Source organism: Phorcysia thermohydrogeniphila, from assembly GCF_004339575.1.
Classification (GTDB): Bacteria; Aquificota; Aquificia; order Desulfurobacteriales; family Desulfurobacteriaceae; genus Phorcysia; species Phorcysia thermohydrogeniphila.
This window is the reverse complement of sequence record NZ_SMFV01000003.1, coordinates 136621-148933: the sequence shown is the minus strand read 5'-3', so window position 1 is coordinate 148933 and position 12313 is coordinate 136621. Positions and strand designations below refer to the sequence as shown.

The 12313-nt window shown below is 45.3% G+C and carries 19 protein-coding genes; 8 read left to right on the top strand and 11 right to left on the bottom strand.

All coding sequences use genetic code 11. The annotated features are described in order from the left end of the window. From surE to CLV27_RS05090, 5 genes are all read right to left on the bottom strand, one after another. Window positions 1-756, bottom strand: a complete 756-nt coding sequence (surE, locus tag CLV27_RS05110; protein ID WP_132526477.1) for a 5'/3'-nucleotidase SurE — start codon at window positions 754-756, stop codon at window positions 1-3. After that, on the bottom strand, window positions 749-997 hold the full coding sequence (locus CLV27_RS05105) for a nicotinamide mononucleotide transporter (RefSeq protein WP_132526475.1): 249 nt from the start codon (window positions 995-997) through the stop codon (window positions 749-751). The genes surE and CLV27_RS05105 overlap by 8 nt, the downstream gene beginning before the upstream one ends. Window positions 998-1071: 74 nt before the next feature. Continuing rightward, on the bottom strand, window positions 1072-1326 hold the full coding sequence (locus tag CLV27_RS05100) for a hypothetical protein (protein ID WP_132526473.1): 255 nt from the start codon (window positions 1324-1326) through the stop codon (window positions 1072-1074). A 1-nt stretch (window position 1327) separates the two neighbouring features. After that, a complete protein-coding gene (locus tag CLV27_RS05095; protein WP_132526471.1) occupies window positions 1328-1585 on the bottom strand; it encodes a BrnT family toxin in 258 nt (85 codons plus the stop codon). Next, entirely contained in the window at window positions 1567-3054 is a 1488-nt protein-coding gene (locus CLV27_RS05090; protein ID WP_132526469.1) for a menaquinone biosynthesis decarboxylase, read from the bottom strand. The genes CLV27_RS05095 and CLV27_RS05090 overlap by 19 nt, the downstream gene beginning before the upstream one ends. A gap of 51 nt (window positions 3055-3105) precedes the next feature. Between CLV27_RS05090 and CLV27_RS05085 the strand changes: the two genes are divergently transcribed. Together CLV27_RS05085 and CLV27_RS05080 are read left to right on the top strand one after the other, a co-directional pair. Beyond that, entirely contained in the window at window positions 3106-3876 is a 771-nt protein-coding gene (locus CLV27_RS05085; protein WP_132526467.1) for a Nif3-like dinuclear metal center hexameric protein, read from the top strand. Further along, the gene (locus tag CLV27_RS05080; RefSeq protein WP_243644882.1) at window positions 3873-4583 is read left to right on the top strand and encodes a zinc ribbon domain-containing protein; all 711 of its coding nucleotides are present in this window, start codon (window positions 3873-3875) and stop codon (window positions 4581-4583) included. The genes CLV27_RS05085 and CLV27_RS05080 overlap by 4 nt, the downstream gene beginning before the upstream one ends. Window positions 4584-4608: 25 nt before the next feature. Here the strand turns inward: CLV27_RS05080 and CLV27_RS05075 are convergent, their stop codons facing one another. After that, window positions 4609-4968 carry a YlbF/YmcA family competence regulator gene (locus CLV27_RS05075; protein ID WP_132526465.1) on the bottom strand — a complete coding sequence of 120 codons (360 nt, stop codon included), beginning with the start codon at window positions 4966-4968 and terminating at the stop codon, window positions 4609-4611. 98 nt (window positions 4969-5066) lie between these two features. On the opposite strand from CLV27_RS05075, the gene hisF reads away from it, so the two are divergent. Then, window positions 5067-5822 carry an imidazole glycerol phosphate synthase subunit HisF gene (gene hisF / locus CLV27_RS05070; RefSeq protein WP_132526463.1) on the top strand — a complete coding sequence of 252 codons (756 nt, stop codon included), beginning with the start codon at window positions 5067-5069 and terminating at the stop codon, window positions 5820-5822. A 12-nt stretch (window positions 5823-5834) separates the two neighbouring features. Here hisF and CLV27_RS05065 read toward each other — a convergent pair whose 3' ends face one another. Then, the gene (locus CLV27_RS05065) at window positions 5835-6476 is read right to left on the bottom strand and encodes a flagellar brake protein (protein ID WP_132526461.1); all 642 of its coding nucleotides are present in this window, start codon (window positions 6474-6476) and stop codon (window positions 5835-5837) included. Between the two features lie 101 nt (window positions 6477-6577). Between CLV27_RS05065 and CLV27_RS05060 the strand changes: the two genes are divergently transcribed. Together CLV27_RS05060 and mtnP are read left to right on the top strand one after the other, a co-directional pair. Continuing rightward, entirely contained in the window at window positions 6578-6847 is a 270-nt protein-coding gene (locus CLV27_RS05060) for a hypothetical protein (protein WP_132526459.1), read from the top strand. Between the two features lie 10 nt (window positions 6848-6857). Further along, window positions 6858-7712: an S-methyl-5'-thioadenosine phosphorylase gene (gene mtnP, locus CLV27_RS05055; RefSeq protein ID WP_132526457.1), complete on the top strand. Its 855-nt coding sequence runs from the start codon at window positions 6858-6860 to the stop codon at window positions 7710-7712. A gap of 36 nt (window positions 7713-7748) precedes the next feature. On the opposite strand, the gene CLV27_RS05050 is transcribed toward mtnP, so the two are convergent. Genes CLV27_RS05050 through CLV27_RS05040 form a run of 3 tightly spaced genes read right to left on the bottom strand, consistent with a single transcriptional unit; the run spans window position 7749 to window position 9205 of the window. Continuing rightward, complete coding sequence (locus CLV27_RS05050; protein WP_132526455.1) at window positions 7749-8471, bottom strand: hypothetical protein; 723 nt, start codon at window positions 8469-8471, stop codon at window positions 7749-7751. Then, window positions 8461-8814, bottom strand: coding sequence for a hypothetical protein (locus CLV27_RS05045; protein ID WP_132526453.1), 354 nt, complete (start codon window positions 8812-8814; stop codon window positions 8461-8463). The genes CLV27_RS05050 and CLV27_RS05045 overlap by 11 nt, the downstream gene beginning before the upstream one ends. After that, window positions 8807-9205, bottom strand: a complete 399-nt coding sequence (locus tag CLV27_RS05040; RefSeq protein ID WP_132526451.1) for a hypothetical protein — start codon at window positions 9203-9205, stop codon at window positions 8807-8809. The genes CLV27_RS05045 and CLV27_RS05040 overlap by 8 nt, the downstream gene beginning before the upstream one ends. Before the next feature lie 20 nt (window positions 9206-9225). On the opposite strand from CLV27_RS05040, the gene CLV27_RS05035 reads away from it, so the two are divergent. Genes CLV27_RS05035 through CLV27_RS05025 form a run of 3 tightly spaced genes read left to right on the top strand, consistent with a single transcriptional unit; the run spans window position 9226 to window position 11794 of the window. Further along, window positions 9226-9828, top strand: a complete 603-nt coding sequence (locus CLV27_RS05035; protein ID WP_132526680.1) for a purine nucleoside phosphorylase YfiH/LACC1 family protein — start codon at window positions 9226-9228, stop codon at window positions 9826-9828. Beyond that, a complete protein-coding gene (gene dprA / locus CLV27_RS05030; protein ID WP_243644881.1) occupies window positions 9828-10847 on the top strand; it encodes a DNA-processing protein DprA in 1020 nt (339 codons plus the stop codon). Before CLV27_RS05035 ends, dprA begins: the two co-directional genes overlap by 1 nt. Beyond that, complete coding sequence (locus tag CLV27_RS05025; protein WP_132526449.1) at window positions 10841-11794, top strand: SAM-dependent methyltransferase; 954 nt, start codon at window positions 10841-10843, stop codon at window positions 11792-11794. Before dprA ends, CLV27_RS05025 begins: the two co-directional genes overlap by 7 nt. On the opposite strand, the gene CLV27_RS05020 is transcribed toward CLV27_RS05025, so the two are convergent. Then, window positions 11791-12306, bottom strand: a complete 516-nt coding sequence (locus CLV27_RS05020) for a type 1 glutamine amidotransferase domain-containing protein (protein ID WP_132526447.1) — start codon at window positions 12304-12306, stop codon at window positions 11791-11793. The two genes, CLV27_RS05025 and CLV27_RS05020, sit on opposite strands and share 4 nt — an antisense overlap. Window positions 12307-12313 lie beyond the last annotated feature (7 nt).

Sequence of the window (12313 nt, the reverse complement as noted above, 5' to 3'; positions counted from 1 at the left end):
CTACCACTTGTACTTTTTGAGTATTTCAAGAGCTCTGTAGTCTGTCAAATCAAGGTGAATTGGCGTTACGGAGATGTAGCCGTTTTTTACGGCCCAGTAGTCGGTTCCGGGCTCTGCTTTCCAGTTGGGTTCTTCTCCGCCAATCCAGTAGTAAACCCTTCCCCAAGGGTCTTTCCTCGCTTCTACTTTCTCAGAGTAGGCCTTCTTTCCCTGACGGGTAACCATAACGCCTTTTATCTCGTCAAAAGGCAAGTTAGGAATGTTAACGTTTAGACAGCACCCTTTTGGGATACCCTGCTGGTAAGTTTTAAGAACTATTCTCTTTGCCCACTCGGCAGCAGATTCCCACTGAAAGTCCTTAAAGGTAACGAGGGAGAAGGCCACCGAGGGAATGCCGAGGAGAGCTCCTTCCATAGCTACAGAGACTGTGCCGGAGTAGGTAATGTCCTCTCCAAGGTTAGGTCCCCTGTTTATTCCACCAACTATCATGTCCGGCTTTTCGCCGTTCATTATTGCGTGAACTCCGATATAAACGCAGCTTGTAGGAGTTCCATCAACGGCGTACCAGTTTTCACTAATGCGCTCGCACCTTAGAGGTCTGTGGAGAGTGAGAGCTCTCCCAACGGCGCTTCTTTCCCTGTCAGGAGCAACTACTATAACGTCAGCAAACTCCGATAGTTTCTCGTACAGGGCCTTAAGACCTTCAGACCTTATTCCGTCGTCATTGGAGAGGAGAATCCTTAATCTTTTATCCATGGTTATCTCCTAAGAATACCCATCTGATTATACCTACAACCTCTACTACGCCGTAGATGAGAGAGCTCACCATTATTCCGTACTGCTTTGTTAAGTAACCGTAGGTGGCGTATAGGATGGATGCAAAGAGGGCAACGACAAAGCCTATCTGAGGGTAGCCGATGGCCGTTATGAATAGAGCTACTACCCCGGTAATAGAAGCAACTATTTCAAGGATTTTCTGAAACCTCGTCCTTTCCAAACTTTCATCTCCTTTTTTAGGTAGGAAAACTTGCAGGTGTAAACATAGCTGACGTTATAAAATTTGGCAAAGGGTTAACCGATTACGTGGAACTCTTCCCCCAGCATTTCTTTTAGGAGTTGAATAGCCTTTTTCTTTGTCTCTTTGCTACGGAACTCTAAGATAAGCCTTCTTTCATTTTTTATTGTAGTATTCTTAGCGGCTTGGATAATTATTTCCTTCCAGTATTCTTCATTTTTCACAGGCTTAGCGTTTTCAATGTTGTCCTCTATTTCCTGTTCGTAGGAGTCCAATTTAATATCTTTCCACTTAATCTTCTTGGGAGTCATTCTACCTCCGCAGATAAACTTTAGTCCATTTCCGACTGGGGTAAGTAGCTACCCATGCATATCCGTTAATGTTGATTATGAAAATTTTCTGGTTGGGATACTTTAGAGGGTTGGGATGCTCTCTCACGGCTAAAAGGTTTTCAGGGGTTATTAGCTCTATAATTTCTTCAAAGGATATACCACGTTCCTTTCTGAGAAACTCGTCCTTTTTTGAGTCCCACTCAAATTCTATGTCCAACCTTACTTTCCCCAGCTCCAAGGGTTTTTCTTCTCTTTTGGACTTGGAAGGCCGAGCTTATCCCATATACTGTCAATTTTTCTTTTTACTTCCTCGTCCATCTCTATATCTGGAGGCCAGTCCCTTTCAAATCCTTCACTCTTCCACTTCCTTGTTGCGTCAACGCCCATTTTGCTCCCGTAGAAGGGAAGGGGAGAGGTGTGGTCAAGGGCGTCAACAGGACCTTCCGTGAACATAATGTCCCTTTTCGGGTCAACGTTATTGCCCCACCGCCATATCACTTCTCCGATGTCATGGACGTTGGTGTCTTTGTCAAAAATCACGATGTTCTTTGTAAAGCTCATCTGTCCCATTCCCCAGAGGGCAGAGATAACCTTCTTGGCGTGTCCGGGGTAGCGCTTGTCTATGGAGATGAAGGCAAAGTTGTGAAAGACACCTTCTATTGGAAGGCACATGTCAACGATTTCGGGAAGCTGCGTTTTGAGTAAGGGTAAGAATATCCTTTCCGTAGCTTTCCCTATGTAGCAGTCTTCCATCGGAGGTTTACCGACAATGGTTGCCGGGTATATGGGGTTTCTCCTGTGGGTAATACAGGTTATGTGGAAGACGGGGTAAAAGTCCGGAAGTGAGTAGTAGCCAGTGTGGTCTCCAAAAGGCCCTTCAAAGCGGAGCTCATCCGTGTCAACGTACCCTTCAAGGACAATTTCAGCGTTTGCTGGGACTTCCAAGTCAACAGTCTCACACTTTACCATTTCAACGGCTTTTCCCCTTATAAAGCCTGCAAAGACCATTTCATCAACGTCCTCAGGCAGGGGGGCTGTTGCCGAGTAGATAACGGCAGGGTCAGAGCCAATTGCGACGGCTACAGGGAACTTTTTTATTCCCATCCTTTTTGCCTTTAAAAAGTGCTTAGCTCCAACTTTGTGCCAGTGCCAGTGCATCCCGGTAGTTTTCCTGTCGTAAACGTGGAGGCGGTACATTCCGCAGTTTCTCTCTCCGGTCTCCGGGTCTTTCGTGAAGACTAAAGGCAGTGTGATAAAACGACCTCCGTCCCTTGGCCAGCAGAAGAGTATTGGGAACTTAGAAAGGTCAGGCTCTTTCATTATTACTTCTTTACAGGGAGCTTTTCTTTTATCCACGAGCTTTGGGAAAATGTCTGCAATTTTTTTAAGCTCTATGAGCTTTTTTAACTTTTCAACGAAACCAGAAGGCTTTTCCGGCTTTAGGAGTTTGGCTGCTCTTTCTCCGATTCTGTCCGGGTCATCCTCAAGGGCAAGGGTCATCCTTTTGTAGCTTGCAAAGAGGTTTATCGCAACGGGGATGTTTCCGCCGTCAACGTTTTTAAAGAGAAGGGCAGGACCACCAGCTTTGACGACTCTGTCGGCAATTTCTGTTATCTCAAGGTAGGAGCTTACGGGGTAATCAATCTCCTTTAACTCTCCCTCACGCTTTAGTCTTTCTATGAAGTCCCTTAAATCCTTATAGGCCATGGTTTCTCCTTGAGAGATTTTGTAGAATTCTACCACTTCACGGGAGGAAGGATGGTTAAGCTAAAGGAAATAACGGCTTTCCTTGAATCGGCAGTTCCCCTTGACCTGCAGGACTCTTGGGACAATTCCGGTTTACAGGTTGGCTGGGAAGAGCAGGAGGTTGAGGTAGTAGGCTTTGCCCTCTCTGTGTCAAGAACCGTTCTCAGTGAGGCTTTAAGGGAAAAAGTTGACCTTTTAATAACCCACCATCCTGTAACCATTTCTGGCGTTAAGTCCCTCGTTCCATTTAAGTATCCGAACAACCTGTTCCTTGAACTTGCTAAGAAAGGGGTGGCCGTTTATTCCCTCCACACCAACCTTGACGTTTCCCCCTTAGGTCCAACGGCGATAATAGCCGATGAGCTTGGACTTTTAGATAGAGTTCCAATAGTTACTTCTCCTCCCTACGGAAGTTTAGGAACTCTCCCCACTCCACTATCCCAGAGGGAGCTCTTCTTTAAACTCTCTGAAATTCTGGAGAAGGACGTTTATAGGGTAGTTGGGTTCAAACCTGAAAATGTTGTCAAGAAAGTGGCCATCTGCTCTGGAAGTGGGGCTTCTTTTATAGACCTTGTTGCCGGTAAAGCCGATGTCTACGTTACGGGGGACGTTAAGTATCACGACGCTTTAAAGAGTATAGACTTAGGACTTACCCTTTTTGACATGGGACACTTTGGGACGGAGAGGCTCTTTTACAGGAAACTAAAGGAACTACTTGCCAAGGCTTTTCCTTCGCTGAAATTTAAACTCCTGTGCGAAAAATCTCCCTTTGAGGTGGTATGACCATGGTGTTGAGAGAGGAGCTACTCAAACTCCAACAGAAGGAGATAGAGTTAATCAGGCTAAAGACAAAAAAGAGGGAGCTTGAAGAGGAAAAAGAGGAGCTCCTTTCAAAAGTGGAAGACCTTGAGAAGAAGATAGAGAGTGCCAAGCTTAAGTTGGAAGAAAAAAGGAAGCAACTTAGGGAGCTTAAAAACTTTATCTCCTATAAAAAGGAAAGAATAGAAGAGCTTAAAAGACAGAAAGAAAGTGCAAAGGATAGGGAGGAGTTTAAGAGGATACTTAGACTGATAGCAAAGAGCGAGGATGAAATCATAAAAGCCAGCCAGCAGATAACGGGAGTTGAGACAGAAATAGAAGCCTTGAAGGATGCTTACGTTAAGGTGAAGGAGCAGTTCCAGCCAAAGATAAAGGAGCTTCAGGAAAATATTTCCGACTTAAACGAAGAAAAGGCAGCTGTTGATAAGAAAATAGAGAAGGTTATTTCAGAAATTGAGCAGATTAAGTCCTCCATTCCCAATGGAGAGCTTGAAGAGTTTGAAAAGATGAAAGAAAAGTTCAACGGCTTAGTTTTTGCCGATATCTCAACAGGCTCTTGCGAAGGTTGTGGTATGACCTACTCAAGTGCTGAGTTTAGGGAGCTCTTACACCGATTACAGCCGGGGAAGACCAAGTGCCCCTACTGCGGAAGGTTTATATACAAGAAGTAAAACCCCGCGGAGAGCGGGGTTTGGTTTACATTCCGCAACCGGAGCAGCCAGCGCAACCGTGTCCGTGCTTAGGACCTTCTATGGCCTCCTGAAGGAGGGCGTTTACTGTTTCAATCATCTGGCTGAACTTTTGGTTTGCCTCTAAGTACTCCTTTGCAACTGGGTTTTCGGCAAACTTGTTGAAGGCTTCTTCAAGCTGCTGCATTGCCTCAGGAGTTCCGGACATCTGTGCCATCTGCTGGAGTCTCTGAACTTCCTGAAGGAGCTCCATAGCCTCTGGGTCGTTCTGGAGTTTCGCCTCAGCTTCCCTTAAGTTCTTAAGCTCCTCAGATTCTGCAATTGCCTGAGCGAGTTCAGAGGCCTTCTTAATTACTTCTGCTGACATGTTACCTCCATAGCTTACTGTTTCTCCCAAATTTAAAGCAAAGATTAAAGATTTACAAGTTTGTTAAAATCTTGCCGACTTTAAGGAGAGGTAGAAAGATGCTTGCAAAGAGAATCATCCCTTGCCTTGACGTTAAGGAAGGTAGGGTGGTCAAAGGCGTTAACTTTGTTAACCTCGTTGATGCCGGAGACCCCGTTGAAAACGCTAAGGTTTACGACGAACAGGGGGCTGACGAGCTTGTCTTCCTTGATATTACCGCCAGTTATGAAAAAAGGAAGATAATGATAGACGTTGTAAGGAGAACGGCGGAACAGGTTTTTATGCCTCTTACGGTAGGAGGTGGTATAAGAACGGTTGAGGACATAAGGGAGCTCCTTAACGCCGGAGCTGATAAGGTCTCTATCAATACCGCCGCCGTTAAGAATCCCGAACTTATAACCCTTGGAGCAAAACTCTTTGGCTCTCAGTGCATAGTCGTTGCTATAGACGCAAAGAGGGTAGGGAACAGGTGGGAGGTCTTCATTCACGGGGGAAGAACACCTACGGGAAAGGATGCTGTAGAGTGGGCAAAAGAGGCAGTTGACAGGGGTGCAGGAGAGATACTCCTTACCTCAATGGACAGGGACGGGACAAAGATGGGCTACGATATAGAACTGACAAGGGCGATAGCTGAGGCCGTTTCCGTTCCGGTTATAGCCTCTGGAGGAGCGGGAACGAAAGAACACTTCTATGAGGGACTTGTAGAAGGAAAAGCTGATGCTGTTTTAGCAGCTTCTGTGTTTCACTTTAGAGAAATTTCTATACCTGAACTCAAAGCCTTCCTTAAAGAAAAAGGAGTTCCTGTTAGGTTGTGATTAATGGACAGTTTATAGTTTGAGTCCCCGGATTATTTCCCTCTGTCTCTTTGTTATGTACCTTAGTATCCTGTCCCTGTCGTCGGAAGAAATGTCTACAAAAAAGAGTCCTACCTTCTTTCTTCCGGCAAACTCACTTATGTGGACGACCTTAGCCTTGGCCGGGATGTAGTGAACCTTGTTATCAAGAGTTAAGTGTAGGGACAGGGCCAATCCTTCATCCATTTTGAAGAACCTGTTTTTCTTTTCAACGAGTATGCCTATCCCGCCTTCTGAAATGTCAAATACGGGATATTTCTTGGACTGGGCTTTAGGAGAGAAAAGCTTGGAAACTTCAACCTCTACAGGAGAAGACAAAGAAGTGGTTACTCTAAGGTAACTTCTTCTAAGCCTAGGTTCGTAAATGGTTCTGAGAAGCTTAGCGCTGAGGAAGTTTCTGTCCCTAAAGACAATGTCTGCTCCTATCCACCTATCGCCGTTTTTTAAGAAAAGCCTCTTTTCCAAGAAAGAGGCCTTAGAGACTACGTCGTCCACCTCCCAAGCAATGAGATTTTTGGACTCATCTACTTCAATTACGACTCCTTTTCCCATCACAAGGAGCTCTTCGTAAAAGCAGTATAGGTTCGTTACATCTCCTACTTTGACTTCTATCATTGTTTACTCCGTTTTTACGGTAGAAAAAGTCTTTTGGAGATAGAATTATAGCTTAGTTGGTACAATATCCACTGGTTAAATCTCATACAAGGAGGGAAGTTATGATTCTATCCTTCGGTGAAATTCCTCAGGAGCACGAAATTGTAAACATTGCCTACGCATTTGCACAGCAAAAGCAGAGCAAGTGGTTTAACGGGGAGCTCCCAATTGATCCCGTAATGAGAGTTGTTGGCATGCTTGAACAGCAAGCTGTCCAGCTGAAAGCTGACGGCGTGAAGAACATTAGCATCCAAATCTTAGAAGGTGTAGATAACGATGGAGACAAGGTTATCAACGTCTGGGGAATGGGAACAATAATAAAGCTCAAGTAGGGAGGTTCTGATGAAAATAGGAATTATCGGCGGAAGCGGTCTTTACAACATAGAAGGCCTTACTGACGTTGAGGAGATTTATCTTGAAACGCCTTTTGGAAAGCCATCCGACGCCTACATCCACGGAAAGCTTGAAGGAAAAGATGTTTACTTCCTTCCAAGACACGGCAGAGGACACGTTTACCTTCCTTCAGAAGTTCCCTACAGGGCAAACATTTACGGCTTTAAGATGCTCGGCGTTGACTGCATTATCTCTGTAAGTGCAGTCGGCTCTATGAAGGAGGAGATAAAGCCCGGAGACTTTGTTATCGTTACCCAGTTCTTTGATAGAACCAAAAACAGACCATCCACATTCTTTGGAAACGGAATCGTTGCTCACATTCCCTTTGACACTCCTACCTGTCCGCTCCTCAACGAAATCATCTACAACGCATGTGTTGAGGAGGGAATTCCGGTTCACAAGGAGGGAACTTACATCTGTATAGAGGGGCCTCAGTTCTCAACAAAGGCCGAGTCTAAGATTTATAGGAGCTGGGGGGTTGACGTTATAGGAATGACAAACATCCCTGAGGCTAAACTTGCAAGGGAAGCAGAGATTCCCTACTCCTCTGTAGCTCTTGCAACTGACTACGATGTCTGGAAAGAGGGTGAAGAAGTCAACGTTGAGAAGGTTTTAGAAACGATGGCCAAGAACATAGAGAACGCCAAGAGAATGCTTAAGAGGGTTATCAAGAACATAAAGCCTGAGGACCTTGAAAACTCTCCTGCAAGGACAGCCCTCGTCGGAGCAATCCAGACAAAGCCGGAGTACATTACAGAGGAAGTTAGGAAGAGGCTGGAGCTCCTAATAAAAGACAGGATATAAACCGTTTCCCCTCCCCTTTTGCGGGGAGGGAATACATTAGCATTTATTGCGATGGCTTTTAGATTTCTGGAGTTTTTTAAGAAACTTTTCCTTTAGTTCCTTCCTTCCAAAAACTTTTATCCTCTTAAAGCCGTAAAACCTGAAAACTTTCTTTACGTACTTAGTTGTAAGCTCTCCGTCAGGGCCGCTACAGCAGGGAATTACCTGCCTATCGCCTTTACATACATCGGGAAGGTTGTTGAGAAAGTAAAGCTTTGCTCCGCGGCGGCTTCTCTTTGAAAGGGGGTCTCTCCACTGCCTTGCCATGTTTGACTTGCACTCGTGGACTTCAAGGTATCCATTTCCAGAGAAGGCAACGTCTATCTCTTTTTCGGAAAGTTTCCTGCTTTTCAAAAAGACCTTGCACTGATTAACCCTTTTCACCCTTCCTTCAAATGTAAAAGGTCCAAGGCGGGAGACGAGCACCTCTAAGAAATTTCCCCTTTGAGCGTCGGAGCTCTGCACAAAGAATTTCTTAAGAATCCTAAGGAGCTCTTCAGCCTGTAAAAAGTCCAAAAGGCCAAGTTCCTGAATTTCTCTAACCGTCAAAAAGACCCTTTCTGCTCTAATATCTTTTGAATCTGTCGGCCTAAAGCTGTTTATAAGGTCAAGGATGAACGTAAAAATTGCAGGTTCTTTTTCAAGGAACTTTAAAAGCTCTTTTATCTCTTCGCTTTCAAGCTTCTTGATACTTTTCCCTTTTCGGCAACTACAGCTCATAGGAAAGCTCCTTCACAACAACTCCTGCTTTCATTAAGTAGAGAGGAAGAAAAGAAACTAGCTCTTCTACTTTTTTCTTAGTAACCCTCTTAAGAATAGTTTCCCTTGTTACTTTTCTGTTTAAGGAGAGTTTCGTTACGTTTACAAACCGAATGTTTGCAATTTGCTCATGCCCGCAGATAAGAGAGCCAGAAATCTCAACGGTAACCTTTAGCCTTTTTTCCCCATCCTTCTTTAAACTTGAAGCCGTCTTGAGGTTAAGCTCGCATTCCACCAAATCTCCAGCCACTCCAGAATCTACGAAAACTTCCTGTAGGACCCAGTAACTACTCTCTTCAACCATCCCTCTTCTCCAGCACTCTAAGGACTTCTGTTAGGAAGTCAATAGAGGAGGTAATCCAGTTTCGGAGTTCTATCTCCCTTTCGCTTCCTGCCCTCTCTGCCCAGTGGAGCCTCTGGAAAACCCTGTAAAAGGAGCTGTAAACAATCTTCTTTGAAAGGGGAGAAGCTGAGTCCAGTCTCCTGAAGCTCTTTTCCAGTTTTTGAAGTTTCTTCTTCCCCTCTTTTTTCATAAGCTCCTTTAAGGCCCTGTTGGTTAGCCTTTCAGACGGGAGCTCTCTTAGGACGACCTCAACCTGCTTTTTAAAAAGCTCAAAAGCTTCAGATGGCAAAAGGCCGTAGAGAGCAGGGAACTGTCTGTCCTTTACCCTCACGGTAACTTTAACCTTCAGCATGTTACAATTCTACCACTATGGTGAAATACGAAATTTTTGTATCAAGAAAGCCAGTTGACGGAAGGGAAATAGAGGAGCTCAAAGGTTTACCGGTTATCAAGCCTTTTCAGGTTCACGGTGCTGGGATTGCTTTTGTAGGTAAGAAATCATCACTTCCTCCTAAGGCTGATGCCTTGGTGACGGACAGTAAAAAAATCTGGATAGGAGTTTTGAGCGCAGACTGTCTGCCCGTGTTCTTAGTTGGGGACGGAACGGTTGGTATTGTCCACGCCGGCTGGAGGGGAACGCTGAAAGGCATTACTTACAACGCGGTTAAATACATAAGTAGATTTTCCCCCGTTAGGGAGGCTATACTCGGAGTTTGTATATGTAAAAACTGTTACGAGGTAGGAGAAGACGTTAGAAAGCTTTTCAGCTCCGAGTATGAGAGCTGCTTTGAGCCTCTCGGTAACGGCAAGTACCTCTTTGACCTTAGGAAAGCCAACAGGATACAGCTAAAAGCTGCAGGTGTTCCAGTTATCAGAGAGATAGAAGGCTGTACGGTTTGCAACAATGATCTTTACTACTCCTACAGGAAAGAGAAAACGGAGAAAAGGATACTCTCTGCAATAAGGATAATTTGATGACTTTGATGGAAGAGCTCCTACTCTCTTTAGCTCTCTCTTTCAAAAAGGGGTTTGGGGGAAGAAGCTACCTGAAGCTCCTTGAAAAGTTCGGCTCTATTTCAGAAGGCGTAAAAGAGGAAGCTATTGAGCTTGATGAAGAACTTAAAGAAGCGGAAAAAGAACTCCTAAAAGCAGAAAAACTCGGAGTGGAGATAGTTCCCCTGTGTTCTGATAGGTATCCTTCTCTGCTTAAGGAAATCCAGCAACCTCCAATAGTTCTCTACGTAGCGGGGAAACTTCCCCAAAACTCTTGCGTTGCCGTTGTTGGCTCAAGGAGGTGCTCTGACTACGGCAGGCGAACAGCCTTTAGAGTTGCCAAATTCCTGTCAGAAAGTGGAATCTGCGTGGTAAGTGGTCTTGCCTACGGGATAGACTCTTCTGCCCATAAGGGAGCTTTAGCTGGGAAAGGAAAAACCGTTGCGGTGCTTGGTAGTGGCGTTGACGTTATTCATCCAAGGGGTAACAGGGAGCTGGCTAAAAGAATAGTGGAAGAGGGTGGAGCTCTCGTTTCAGAGTTCCCCTTAGGGACGCTTCCTTCTAAGGAGACTTTTCCAAGGAGAAACAGGATAGTAAGCGGTTTATCCCACGCTGTCGTTGTCGTTGAGGCGAGGGAAAGGAGTGGAGCAAACATCACAGTTAGTTACGCCTTAGAGCAGGGAAGAACGGTCTTTGCTGTTCCGGGAAACGTGGACTCACCATTTAGTAGGGGAACTAACAGACTTTTAAAGGAAGGGGCTATCCCTCTCCTTTCGCCAGAGGATATTTTTGAAGAGCTCCCCTTTTTAAAAAGAAGGACAAGAAGAGAAATCCCCGGAAAGTTTAAAGAACTCTACCAGCTTTTACTTTCAGAGCCTATGACCTTTGACAAATTAGCTGAGCTCTCTGGGATGGAGATTACGGAGCTCTCTATGCTTCTCGTTGAAATGGAGATGGAAGGAATAATCCGCAGAGATGGGAGCGTCTACACGGTATGCTGAAGGAGATTATCAGGAGAGAGATTGAAAAGGAAGGATTTATAACCTTTGACAGGTTTGTAGAGCTCTGTCTCTACCATCCAGAGTTTGGTTACTACACGACAAAAAGAGTTAGAGCTCTTCCCGGCGAGGATTTCTTTACAGCGCCGGAGCTCTCACCGGTCTTTGGAAGGACGATTGCCCACCACATAGAGAGGATTTCGCGGGAAAAGGATATCCCTTTAAACATCTTGGAACTTGGTGGAGGAAAGGGTTTTCTTGCTAAGGATTTGATGGAAAGCTTTCCTGTTGAGAGTTACGTAATTCTTGAAAAGTCAGAAGTTGCAAAGGAGCTTGTACCAGATGTCAGAGTTGTTAACTGCGTAGAGGAGATAGAAGAGTTTTCGGGATTCGTTATCTCAAACGAGTTCTTTGACGCTTTTCCCTTTAAGAGGGTCGTAAAAAGGGAGGAGAAACTGTGGGAGGTGGTTGTAAAATTGGAGGGAGAAAAGCTTATGGAGGATCTTATCCCCTACTCTGGAAGTCTTCCCTGTGAGCTTGAGGAGGGCTGTGAGTACAGCTTTTTTACCGGATGGGAAGACTTTCTTGAAAGACTTTTTAAGAGGGTCAGGCGAGGTTACTTTTTAACCTTTGACTATGGGAGCTCCTGCGAAGACCTTAGAAACCGCAAGGTGGGAACTTTTAGGGCCTTCAGTAAACACACCTTGATAGACAACTACTTAGAGTTTCCGGGAAGGGCTGACCTTACGTCTTCAGTTGACTTTGGCTACCTCAGGAAAATTCTTGAAAAACATTTACTTAACGTTTCTGTGAAGCCTTTATCAAGCTTCCTGCTCTCAGAAGGAGTAGAACGTTTCCTGTCGCCAGAGGATACTGCTATTGCTCTAACGCTCCTCGTTGATATGGGAAGGAAGTTTTGGGCAGTATCCGGTTACAAAGAAGGGAATTAGTTCCCGCTTCCCTTAAGCCTTTCCACGATTAACTTCAGCATTGCCGGCATTGCAGAAGGGTCTGTAGCTGTTACGAGATTGCCGTCCACCTCAACGGGACTTCCCGTATATACGGCGCCAGCGTTTTCTAAGTCGTCCCTTATTGAGAAGAAGCCCGTTACTTTCTTTCCTTTGACAATGCCGGCCGATATGAGAACCCAAGGGCCGTGACAGATTGCCGCCACCAACTTCCCGTTATTAAAGGCGTTTCTGACAAACTCTAAAACCTTAACGCTCCTCCTGAGCCTGTCCGGAGCGTAACCGCCGGGGATAAAGACGCAGTCGTAGTCTGGAGCTCTCTCAGGGTTAACTTTCCCGTTTGCTTCAAATGAGAGCCCCTTTTTGCCCCTAAAGCTACCAGAACGAGGCGCCAGAACGTCTACCTGAAAGCCCTCTTCCTTAAAGCGGTAAAAGGGATAGATGAACTCTACTTCTTCAACGAAATCTTCAAGAAGAATGGCTACCCTTGCCACAGCACAC